The organism is Romboutsia sp. (assembly GCF_035470145.1).
Taxonomy (GTDB): domain Bacteria; phylum Bacillota; class Clostridia; order Peptostreptococcales; family Peptostreptococcaceae; genus Romboutsia_D.
In genome coordinates this window covers 1-12,398 of the sequence record NZ_DATIRC010000127.1, presented here as the reverse complement: position 1 = coordinate 12,398, position 12,398 = coordinate 1, and the positions used below count along the sequence as shown (strand labels likewise).

Below are 12,398 nucleotides of genomic sequence, written 5' to 3'. Positions count from 1 at the left end.
TATCCAGTTCCTGATAGAATGTTACCTCATTTAGAAAAATTAGTTCATGATTATTTAGTTCAAGAGATGAAATATGATACTAATCTTGGCGGAAATTTAGATATATTTGCTGTTGAAGGTGCAACTGCTGCAATGTGTTATATATTCGATTCTTTAATGGCTAATGAACTTTTAAGAAAAGGAGACAAAATAGCTTTAATGACGCCTATATTTACTCCTTATCTTGAAATACCTCATCTTCCTAGATATAATTTTGAAGTTATTAATATAAATGCAGATGAAGTAGATTCATCAGGAAATCATACATGGCAATATTCAAAAAAAGAACTCGAAAAACTTAAAGATTCTTCAATAAAAGCACTATTTGTTGTTAATCCTAACAACCCTGCTTCTATAGCTATAAATGAAGAATCAGCTACAAATCTTGTTGATGTAGTTAAAAACTATAATCAAGACTTAATGATAATATCAGATGACGTGTATGGAACTTTTGTAAATGATTTTACATCTTTAATGGCAAAACTTCCTTACAATACAATAGGTGTTTATTCTTATTCTAAATACTTTGGTGTTACAGGATGGAGATTAGGTACAATGGCTCTTCATGAGGAAAATGTATTTGATAAAAGAATAAATGACTTAGATGCAGAATTAAAAAATTCTTTAAATAAGCGTTATGGTGATATGAGTTTAAATCCTTCTTCTCTTTCATTTATGGATAGAATAGTTGCAGACAGTAGACTTGTAGCACTTAACCATACTGCAGGACTTTCAACTCCTCAGCAAGTTCAAATGGCATTTTTCTCTGCTTTTGCTTTAATAGATAAAGAAAATGCTTATAAGAAACTTAATATTAGTATTTGTAATAAGCGTTATGAATTATTATATAATGCTCTACAAATACCTATTAAAAAAGATAAAGATAACGCTGCTTATTATACTCAATTTGATATAGAACAGTGGGGACGCATTAATCACGGTGAAGACTTTGTAAATTATCTTAAAAACAAATATTCTCCTGTAGATGTATTATACAAATTAGCTAATGATCATTCTGTAGTTCTTCTTAGTGGTAGTGGCTTTGCTGGTCCTGAATGGTCTGTAAGAGTTTCTCTTGCTAATCTTCATGATGAAGCTTATGCTAAAATAGGTAAGTCTATAAAAATCATTTTAAATGATTATGTAACTGAATATACTGAATTTAAAAAAGATATTGTAAACAACGCTATATAAATATAGCAAAATAGTGTATATGAATTTTACTCATATACACTATTTTTTACTAGTCAAAATACATTTCAACTAGTATTATATTTTTATTCTTCTGATACTGCTAATTCTTCTACTAATTCCTCTTGCTTACTTCCTTTAATTAATCTTATTACAAGCTTAACTAATTCATTAACTACAACTATTGATACTGCAAGTAATATTATCTTAATCCAAGTCATAACATCAAGGGCTACTGAATTAAAGAAGTCCCTAAATAATTGTGTAAATATTATTTGAGCTATTGCAGTTACACTTATTATTTGTAAAGCAAGCTTATTTTTAAATAAATTAGGTATTATACTATCTGCATTAAATTCTCTACAGTTAAATGCATTCCAAAGTGCACTAAATGCGAATAATGCAAACATTACTGTTCCTTGTTCTTCTTTCGCTACATTTAATATATTAAATGTAGCTTGAGCCATTAAAATACCGGTAATAAATATTGCATTTAATAATATGTTTGTACCCATAGATTTCGTTATTATATTAGCATTTCTATTTGTTGGTTTTCTTTTTAATACATGTTTTCTTACTGGTTCAAGACCTAGTGCAAGTGCCGGAGGTCCATCCATTATTATGTTTACCCATAATAATTGTATAGTTGTAAATGGCATTTCTTTTCCTATTACAGTACATATTATAGCAACTAAGAAAGCTACTATATTTACTGTTAATTGGAACTGAACGAATCTTTGGAAGTTGTCATATATTCCTCTACCCCATTGTATACCTTTTACAATTGTAGAGAAACTATCATCTGTAAGTATTATATCTGCTGCACTTTTACTTACTTCTGTACCAGCTATACCCATTGCAATACCTACATCTGCTTTAGATAATGCAGGCGCATCATTTATTCCGTCTCCTGTTACTGCTACTACTTCACCTAAGTTTTGTAGCGCTTGAACTATTCTCATTTTACTATCTGGCTTACTTCTCGCTACTATAGATATAGTTTGAATTTCAGATTTTAATTCTTCATCACTTAAAGTATCAATATAAGATGCTTCAACAGCTCTCATATTATTTTTAAGTAATCCTAGTTCTTCACCTATAGCTCTTGCAGTGTTTATATTATCTCCTGTTAACATTTTTACAGATACACCTGCTTTATTAGCTATGTTAACAGATTGTATTACATCATCTCTTAATGGATCTCTTATTCCAACAAACCCACTAAATACTAGGTTGTTTTCATTAGAATCAACATCAATATCTTCTGCTTCTAATGTTATTGCAACTTCTTGTCCCACACTTAATATTTCTTTATATGCAAAACCTAATGTTCTCATTGATTTTACTTGTAGCTTCTTTATTTCATCTAATATATCATTTTTTATCTTATCAGTTAAAGGTACTATATCATTACCCTTTTGTATATGTGAACATAATTGTAGTAATACTTCTGGTGCACCTTTTGATAATAAAAGCAGTCCATCATTCTTTTCTATAATAGATGTCATTCTTTTCTTATCAGATGTAAATTGATTTTGTACTACTATATTAGATTCTTTTCTTATTTTTCTATAATCATCATTATTGTATAGTAATAATGCACATTCTGTAGCACTACCTATATACTTTATTTCTTCATTATGATTTTCTATATCTGCAGTAGAGTTTATAGTACAGTTTTCGTTAAAATAGCTGTTATTTTTAGCATCTTTATTTTCAACATATCTACCATCTATATACACAACTTCTACCGTCATTCTATTTTGTGTTAATGTTCCTGTTTTATCTGAACATATTACAGATACTGATCCTATTGTTTCACAAGCTTCTTTTTTAGTAACTAATGCATTTATCTTAGCCATTTTTTGCATTGTAATAGCCAAAGTCATATTTATCATAGTAGGAAGTCCTTCTGGAACAGCCGCAACTATTAAAGCAACACAAACTGTAAATGCAGTTTTAGCCGGTTCTATAGATTGTAAAAATGGCATAATACCACTCATATCTAAATTTAATATACCATTCATAACCATTTGTATAACCATAAATATGAATAATAATCCTGCAACGGCAGAAGATATCTTAGCTATCATACCACCTAAATTTCCAAGCTTAGCTTGTAGTGGTGTTTCTTCATCTTCTTGTGATAAATTTTGAGCTATTTTACCCATTTCTGTATCATCACCTATAGTAATAACTACCATTTTAGCTCTTCCATATGCAACTAAAGTACCACCAAATACCATATTTAATTGCTTAGCTGGTATTGGTTCTTGCTCTATAATTTGACCTTTCGATTCTATTTTTTCCATTGGAATTATTATATCGCTTTTTTTAGATACATCGTCAGATTCTCCTGTTAACATATCTTCTCTTATTTTTAAGTTTATACTTTCTATAAGCCTACCATCTGCCGGTATCATATCTCCTGTTTCTATATAAACTATATCTCCTGGAACCAATTCACTTTTTTGTATTTGATGGATTTCTCCATCTCTTAATACTTTAACTTCTATATTTTCAGTTAATTTAGATAATGCATCAGCAGCCTTTTTAGACTTACCTTCTGTTATCATACCAATAGCTATACCAATAGCTATTGCACCAACTATACCTATAGCATCATGAGTTTCCCCAATTACAGCACTTATAACTGCTGCTGCTATTAATATAAGTATCATCGGCTCGGTTAAATTTTCTTTTAATTCTCCCCAAAAGCTTCCTTCTTCTTTTGGTGTGAACTCATTTAAACCATACTTTTCTCTTCTTTTTTTAGCTTCACTAGATGATATACCTTTATCTTCTTCAACAGCTAATTTTTTTAATACTTCTTCTTTTTCTATATTATAAAATTTCATTCTTTATACCCCATATGCACATTCTATTCTTGCCAAGTTTGCTATAACATCCTTTAAGCAAGTATCATTAGTTCCTTCTCCCACTGCACTAAATTTCCAAGTATCACCTTGTCTATATATAGTTCCAACTACTAGCGCAGTTTTTGATGAATAATCATCACTTAAGTTGTATCTTACAACCTCTTTTTCATTAATAGTATCAACCACTCTTATAAATGCATTTTGTATCATACCAAAGTGTTGCTTTCTATCTACACAATTGTATATATTTACTACAAATAGTAATTTATTTACATGATCTGGTACTCTATCTAAATTAACTAATATTTGCTCATCATCTCCATCTGCATCTCCTGTAAGATTGTCTCCTGTATGAACCACCGCATTATTTTCACTTTTTAAATTTCCAAAATATATTAAATCTTTATTACTTTCTAATTTGCCTTGACTATTTAACATAAATACAGATGCATCACAATCTACATTTTGTTGACTTCCAAACAATGATTTGAAAAAGCCTCCTCTAGATTCAACAGGGTCCCAACATAATCCTATCATTATAGAACTTAAACCTGGGTTAGATTTTCTTAAATCTATATTTTGCCCTTTAGCTAATGATATACCCATAATTTATTTCCTCCATTGCTTTTTTATTTTATAACTTTTATCTAATATTATAGCACTTTTAATTTTTATTTCAAATTTAATACTCATCTTAAAATATGTTTGTAAATTTTTCATATTTTTTATTGTAAATAGTCTGTCTTATTAAATAATAATAGGACTATGAATTTATCTAAAAATAAATCATAGTCCATTGTATAAAACATATAATTAAGATTCTTTATTAACTAGCATATCGTTTTTAAATAAATCTTCTACTAATATTTTAACTAGCTTAGGCACTACATCATATGAATAATCTAGTAGTATTCTTTCTGTAAATTTGTGAGGATCTTTACCATGTGGTCCATAATTTAAAACTGATACATTTAATTTTTTAATTTCTTCTAATGGTAACTTGTATCTATATCCTAACGATGGCATATTAGGTTGTAAATATTTTATTACTTCATCAGCATCTTGAAGTGCAAAATAACTTAAATCTGATAACCCTTTAAAATATTTTTGTATTTTTATTTCCTCATTATATTTTTCTGTAGCAGTTTGTATAACTTTATTTACTGAATTTAATATTTTTTTAGATTTTTCATCCTCTTCATTCATACCAACATGAGGATAGTAGGGTGGCGCAAAAAAAATAACAATAAAAGGCTCTTCACTCTTTGCAAATTTGCATACTTCTTTTACTATATTATTACTTATGTCTCTTTCATCTAAATTTTTGTCTTTTATATATTCATTTATTTTTTCTTGTATTATTTCCTTAAATTCATTTCCTTTTAACTTATAAATCTTATTATATAATTCATCAAAAGTATAAATTTCTATTTTAAAATCATCATTTTCAATAGTTGAATTTGATAGTTTTTCATATTCACTCTTTGCTTTTTTTACTTTATTAATAACTGCAAGGCATGCTTCTTCACATATGTTTTTAAGCTTTAATATAACGTCCTTTGGATTTGAGTTTAGAGTTTGCATATTGTAATACATTATAGCTGAAGGTGGCATTTGTATATTGTAAGATTTTTTAGTGTCTTCATATTTTAAGCAAGTAGGTGGCATAGTACTTTCATTTCCTACATTTTCACAAAAGCTAGTATTAAAATCTAATCTAGATAAAATTTCTGCTCCTATTAAATTAGGATTTAATCCAGATAAGCTTTCTCCTACATGAACTTCTTTCCCTACTATAAAAAATCCTGGCAATAACTTTCCACAAGTTCCTGTATATATGTACTTATTATCATCACCTGGATAAGCCCCAAAATCTGGTTCTGAATTTAATACAGCTAATGGTTTTAAATTATTCTCTTCAATTATTTTATTTACAAATGGTATTGCATTTATTGCACCTTCAGAGTTTGACTCTTCATCCGGTACTGCTATTAGTAATATATTGCCTTCAAATTCCTCTTGTTTACTGTAATAATCTATCAATGACATTTGCATAGCAAGGCCCATTTTCATATCCATTAATCCTCTTCCAAATAGCCACTCCCCTGATAGTAAATCATTTTTTGCCTCTTCGTTTAGTAAATGCATATTTTCTTTTAATTTCTCTGTATATACATATGGATCTAATATATAATCTTTTAATATTCCTGCGTTTTCAATATCCGCAGTATCCATATGGGCTATTGTTAACAAAGTCTTGTCTGTTTTCTTTTTTGACTTCATGAGAGCACATACAAAGTATCTATTTAATTCATCATTTAAGGACTGTATAAATAGATATTTTGGATTTTCTTTATAATAGTCTAATTGTTGCAATTTTTCATACACAAATTTGGCAATCTCACCTTCATCACTAGTTCCTGATACACTTTTTTTAGCTACAAGCTCTAGTGTAAGATTTAGCAATTGATCTTTAGTTAACCACATTTTCCATCCCCACCTAATTTAACTTTATTAATATTTTATATACTATAGTTAAGTTTATATAATTTAATAGTAATTGTAGTATTATATTTTATCAATTTAATTTTATCATTTGCAAAAAAATAACACCTGCATAAAGCAAGTGTTATATAGTATATTATTTTTTAATACATGTTATTTCTAGTTGTTATTTCCCTTTTATTTTTACCTAGTTTTTTAGTAACTTCTTGATCTTCTTCATACTGAGCTGCTAAATCTTGATCTCCTTGAGCATGGTTAACTAAATTTCCCATAGACTCATTTTTAGTTTTTTTGTATTTTTTAGATCTTTTCATACTATCACCCTTTCTTATTTTCTAAGTTTAGGGTATGCTTTTATATAGTTTTTACACTTTATAATTTTTACCTATTTAGGTTTGGTTATTCATTTTCATTATTTTATTTAATATGCTTTTTTAAAACTTTAGCTATTGGAACTCCAATTATAAGACCTATAACTATTTGTGTTATGTTACCTGGAATAGATCCAATAGGCGTTATATAATTCCCATATAAAACAACCTCAGTTACATAATATCCAAAGATCATCCATACTCCTGATATAATTATACCTACTATATTAGCAATTATACTATTTCCTTTTTTACCATTAGACCAAGCTATGCTTCCTATTATATAACCCATAACACCTCTTACAACAAAGGTAAATGGTGCCCATATTGCCCATTCAGATAATAAGTCAAATAGACCCATACCAAATGCACCTGCAATAGCTCCTTTTTTCTTTCCAAATACTATCGAAGATATAAAAAGCATAGTATTACCTAAGTGTACTAATCCACCATTTGATGATATCGGTAATCTTATATTTATAAATCTTGTCGCTATAAATACTAACGCTATAAGTAAAGCTGTTTCTACTAAATCTCTAGTACTCATTTTTGATTTACTATTAGTTGTAACTTCCATAATAACCCTCCATTTTTTCTTATTTATAATACTTATTAAATAATTTAACTAAATTTTCTTTACTGTCAAAGCCTAATTCCTTTAAGCTTATATCTATTGTATTTAATATATTTATAATTTTTTCTATTCTTGCATTTTCACCCATATGACCTATTCTTAAAATAATTTCCTTATACTCTCCTAACGAAGTTGCTACAAGTGTATTATAATTTTCTAGCATATAGTTTGATAACTTTAGTGATCCTATATTTTCAGGAACCTTTATACCTGTTACAGTGTTAGAATATCCTTTTTCTAAAAATAATTCTAATCCATAATCTTTTAATGCTCTTCTTGTAGCACTTGCTATTTTTTCATGTCTATCTAATACTTCTTGTATGCCTTCATCTAGTATATTATCTATCGCCTTATCTAATCCGAATATATCACTTATAGGCATTGTATATGGAAACCATTTTCTTTCATAGTAGTTTTCCCATATTCCTAAATTACAATAAAATCCTATCACATTAGTCTTTCTATTTTTTATAGCTTTCTTTGCATCTTCACTTATACTTACTATAGTAAGTCCTGCTGGAGCAGATATTGCCTTTTGTGAACCGCCTAATGCTATATCTATCTTCCAATCATCTACTTTAATTTCTTCTCCTACCATAGCTGCAACTGAATCTACTACTGTTAATATATTATATTCTTTCAATAATGGGCAAATTTTACTTAAGTCATTAAGTACTCCTGTTGGTGTGTCACAATGTACTATTGTTGCATATTTAAAATCATTATCTTTGTCTAAAAAAGCTTTTAATTCTTCTATATCTATATCCTTTGTATGTTCTTTGCTAAAAAGTACTGCTTCCCCTCCATACATAGTTACAAAATCTGCAAATCCTCTTCCAAATATACCGTTGTCTATTACTAATACTCTGTCCCCTTTTTCTGTTAGTGAAGAACATGCCGCTTCCAGTCCTAATATACCTTCTCCACTTAGTACGTACACGTCATTTTTAGTTTTTATTACTCTACCTATTTTTTCACATGTATTTTTGTAGAAATCAAAAAAATCTTTATCAATATCAGGATTAGTAGTTTTTTTAGCTCTAGCTAATCTTACATTTTCTTTAACATCTGTCGGTCCCGGTGTATAAACAATTTTATTATTCATTATTTTTCCTCCACATATCTCTTCTCAAAAAACATTATATATTATTTTGATTTTATTAGGTATAATTTCGTTAAATTTAGAAATTGTATCATTACATTTTTATTTATTCTAAATTTATAACCTGACTTTTATAACCCCTCCTTATAAAAAATCAACTTTATTAACATTAGTTATATAAGTCAAATTCGTTGTTTTATGCAATGTATTAAATTTCTAATATACAGAAAATAAGATAAGTTATAAATCACCAATATATAAAGACAGAGAGCCTTCTATATAAAAATATAGAAGGCTCTCTTGGTATCTAATAGTTATTATTTTTTAAACGTTTATCAATATACTATCCTACAGAATTAAAACTGTCAAGTTCTATATAAAATTATATCTTACTTTTATAAATTTTTTGTTTAATTAATAAGCATAATATATTTGAGGTGATTTTATGAAAAAAAAATTATTGATATTATCTTTTTCAACACTATTTATTTTTTATAGCATGTCTAGTACTTTCGCATGGGCTCCAAAATATAACCCTAAAGAGTTAAAGCCATTACCTTATGACTATGACGCTCTTGAACCATATATTGATAAAGAGACTATGACATTACATCATGATAAGCACTACAAAGCTTATTTAGATAAGTTTAATGATGCTATTAAAGGATATCCAGACCTTTATGGTTGTAGTATTTATGATTTACTTACATGTTTAGATTGTTTACCTAGTGAAATTGCTAAAACTGTAAAAAATAATGGTGGTGGCGTTTATAATCATGAGTTTTTCTTTGACATTATGACTCCTAATAAAACTAAAGTATCTGGAGACCTTGAGAAAGCTATAAATAGAGATTTTGGTTCTTTTGATAACTTTAAAGATGCCTTCAAAAAAGCTGGTCTAAGTGTTTTTGGTTCTGGATGGGCTTGGCTTGTTTCTAATGAATCTGGTAATTTATCTATAGTTACTACTGCTAATCAAGATAGCCCTATTACTTTAAACCTTAAGCCTATAATTGGTATTGATGTTTGGGAGCATGCTTATTATTTATCTTATAAAAATAATCGTGGTACTTATATAGATAAATGGTTTAATGTTATAAATTGGGATAAAGCAGAAGAAAATTTTAAAAATCCTATTAAGTAAAAATGTCATCAAAACTCGTATAGATGATAACAGCTTGCTTTTCAATTAAAATACTTTTGAAAAAATATATGGTTTATTATATAATTAAAACATCTTAATGTGCTATTTACCACATTAACTATTGACATTTTGATAGTGTTTTATCATCTTAGGAGGATTTATGGTAAAGGAAACTCATACAAAAGGGGGCTATATTTTTGCACTTTTAATGCTCCCTTTTATAAATATAAAATTTTTAAATGAATATGATATTATATATAAATGCATTTTATTCGCAATATATATTTATTTTTCTTTCTTAGGTTCTTTAGCTCCTGATATAGACATGAAAGGATCTTATATTAGCAAAAGATATCCTATATTGTATAAAAAATTCGGCTCTAAATTTAAACATAGAGGATTTACACATAGTTTGCTTTCCATATCATTTTTAACTTATTTATTAGAATTACTTACTAAATATACTAATAATAATATAGTTTTCTTGTGTTTATGTAGCGGGTTCTTCGTTGGGTATATATCTCATTTATGTCTTGATTTGTTAACTAAAGAAGGAATAGAAATCTTTTATCCTATATCTATAAACTTTTCTTTATTACCTATAAAAACTAACTCTAAAACCGAAAAATTTATTTGTAAAACATTAAATTTTATAGTTATATTTTTATTAGGATACAGATTTTACATATTATTTTAAACAAAATACCCCTTACATATTAAAATTTTACTTTTACATCACATTAAAAAGAGCTAAAATAGAATATCTTATCTATTTTAGCCCTTTTCTTATTATATATCTAAGTCGCCTCTTCTTACATGAAGATCCATTTGAGGATATGGTATGCTTATATTTTCTTCATCAAATCTTAATTTAACTTGTTCTAATAAGTCAAAATGTATCGTCCAATAGTTTTCTGATTTACACCAAACTCTAACTACAAAGTCAATAGAACTTGGTCCATGAGCACTCACCCCAACAAATGGCGCAGGTTCTTTAAGTATCAATGCATGTTTATTTATCATATCTGTTAATACATTTTTTACATGAAGTAAATTATTTTCATATCCTACACTAAATGTTAAATCTACTCTTCTTGTTTCTTTTGCTGAATAATTTATTAAGCTACCATTTGATAATGCACCATTAGGTATCAATATTAATTTATTATCTATTGTAGCTAATTGAGTATAAAATAATCCTATTTGTTCAACAGTACCACCATACGTTGCCGCTTCTATATAATCACCTATCTTAAAAGGTCTAAGTAGTAAAATTATAAATCCACCTGCAAAGTTAGATAAACTTCCTTGAAGAGCTAGACCTATTGCCACCCCTCCTGAAGCAACTAATGCTGCAAGTCCTGTTAGTTCTACGTCCCAATATCCTAATATTACTATGAATAGTACTACTTTTAAAATTCCTGATATTAGCGATTGTAGAAATCTTCTTAAAGTTATATCTACCTCTCTTTTTTCTAAAAAAATCATAAAATGTTTTACAACTTTTTTTATTAATTTTAATCCTATAGATATTAGAATTAATCCTACTATAAGTTTTATTCCATTTATAGTAATCCACTCTACAAATCTTTCAACTATAGTTTCTATACTCATATTACTCATTTTTTTAACTTCATTAGATATATTTTCAGTTATATTTCCAGTTACATTTTCAACATTCATACATTCTCACCTCTGTATTACTTATATTATTCGATTTTTTACTTGTTTATATTACACCATTTTTATTTTTATGTCTATATGATAAGCATTATTGGAATTATATTCATAAGGTCATTCTACATGTCTTGATAGCTAATAAATATATTTAAATTATTTTTTTATTATCTATATGCATTTAAAGGTTTTATTATATTAATGTTTAATTTATATCTTTATATATTTATAACTATGAATCTCATACATTATATTTTATTATTGTAGCTATTTTAATTTTATTCATTTAATATAATAATATAGACCATATGATAGGAGGTAATCTTTATGTTAGTTAAAGCATTAGCAATATTTATACTTCAACTTATTTATGTACCATTGCTGACTTTAAGAACAACATTAGTTGTGAAAGGTGAAAGAAATAAAGCATCTATTGCTGCTTTATTAGAAGGAATTATTTATATATTTAGTTTAGGAATTGTTTTTTCCGATTTAACCAATATAGCAAATATAATTGCTTATGTTATAGGTTATTCCATTGGAGTTTATATAGGTGGTATAGTAGAAGCTAAGCTTGCCATTGGATATAGGTCTATCCATGTTAGCTTAGTTAATAAAAATCTACACTTAGTTAATAAACTTAGAGAAAATAAATTTGGTGTTACGACTTTTGTAGGTAATGGAATAAATGGTGATGAAAGATATAGAATGGAAATTCTCTCTCATAGAATTAGAGAAAATGAAGTTATTCAAATTGTCCAAAGTGAAGAGCCTGGTGCTTTTATAGTCTCTTATGACTTGACACAATTTAAGGGTGGATACTTAAGTAAACAAATGAAAAGTGGTAAAAATTATT

Annotated in this window: 11 protein-coding genes; 4 read left to right on the top strand and 7 right to left on the bottom strand. The window is 27.5% G+C overall.

The features are described 5' to 3' along the window. A partial coding sequence (gene aspD / locus VLM92_RS05220; protein WP_325275299.1) for an aspartate 4-decarboxylase occupies positions 1-1,233 on the top strand: 1,233 nt, incomplete at its 5' end. Positions 1,234-1,316: 83 nt separating this feature from the next. On the opposite strand, the gene VLM92_RS05215 is transcribed toward aspD, so the two are convergent. The 6 genes from VLM92_RS05215 to VLM92_RS05190 all read right to left on the bottom strand — a co-directional run bounded on the left by VLM92_RS05215 (position 1,317) and on the right by VLM92_RS05190 (position 8,724). Then, positions 1,317-4,088: a calcium-translocating P-type ATPase, PMCA-type gene (locus tag VLM92_RS05215; protein WP_325275298.1), complete on the bottom strand. Its 2,772-nt coding sequence runs from the start codon at positions 4,086-4,088 to the stop codon at positions 1,317-1,319. Between the two features lie 3 nt (positions 4,089-4,091). Beyond that, on the bottom strand, positions 4,092-4,715 hold the full coding sequence (locus VLM92_RS05210; protein WP_325275297.1) for a TerD family protein: 624 nt from the start codon (positions 4,713-4,715) through the stop codon (positions 4,092-4,094). A 207-nt stretch (positions 4,716-4,922) separates the two neighbouring features. Next, positions 4,923-6,596, bottom strand: a complete 1,674-nt coding sequence (locus VLM92_RS05205; RefSeq protein WP_325275296.1) for a M20/M25/M40 family metallo-hydrolase — start codon at positions 6,594-6,596, stop codon at positions 4,923-4,925. A gap of 161 nt (positions 6,597-6,757) precedes the next feature. Further along, positions 6,758-6,928, bottom strand: coding sequence for a hypothetical protein (locus VLM92_RS05200; RefSeq protein WP_325275295.1), 171 nt, complete (start codon positions 6,926-6,928; stop codon positions 6,758-6,760). A 103-nt stretch (positions 6,929-7,031) separates the two neighbouring features. Next, complete coding sequence (locus VLM92_RS05195) at positions 7,032-7,562, bottom strand: ECF transporter S component (RefSeq protein WP_325275294.1); 531 nt, start codon at positions 7,560-7,562, stop codon at positions 7,032-7,034. A gap of 19 nt (positions 7,563-7,581) precedes the next feature. Then, positions 7,582-8,724, bottom strand: a complete 1,143-nt coding sequence (locus tag VLM92_RS05190) for an alanine--glyoxylate aminotransferase family protein (RefSeq protein WP_325275293.1) — start codon at positions 8,722-8,724, stop codon at positions 7,582-7,584. 442 nt (positions 8,725-9,166) lie between these two features. On the opposite strand from VLM92_RS05190, the gene VLM92_RS05185 reads away from it, so the two are divergent. Both VLM92_RS05185 and VLM92_RS17325 read left to right on the top strand, forming a co-directional pair. After that, positions 9,167-9,865 carry a superoxide dismutase gene (locus VLM92_RS05185; RefSeq protein WP_325275292.1) on the top strand — a complete coding sequence of 233 codons (699 nt, stop codon included), beginning with the start codon at positions 9,167-9,169 and terminating at the stop codon, positions 9,863-9,865. Positions 9,866-10,025: 160 nt separating this feature from the next. After that, positions 10,026-10,562, top strand: coding sequence for a metal-dependent hydrolase (locus VLM92_RS17325; RefSeq protein ID WP_325275291.1), 537 nt, complete (start codon positions 10,026-10,028; stop codon positions 10,560-10,562). Positions 10,563-10,654: 92 nt separating this feature from the next. Here VLM92_RS17325 and VLM92_RS05175 read toward each other — a convergent pair whose 3' ends face one another. Further along, a complete protein-coding gene (locus VLM92_RS05175) occupies positions 10,655-11,548 on the bottom strand; it encodes a mechanosensitive ion channel family protein (protein WP_331681686.1) in 894 nt (297 codons plus the stop codon). A 321-nt stretch (positions 11,549-11,869) separates the two neighbouring features. Here VLM92_RS05175 and VLM92_RS05170 point away from each other — a divergent pair. Next, positions 11,870-12,398: DUF2179 domain-containing protein (locus VLM92_RS05170; RefSeq protein WP_325275290.1), on the top strand; the 529-nt coding region annotated here is incomplete at its 3' end.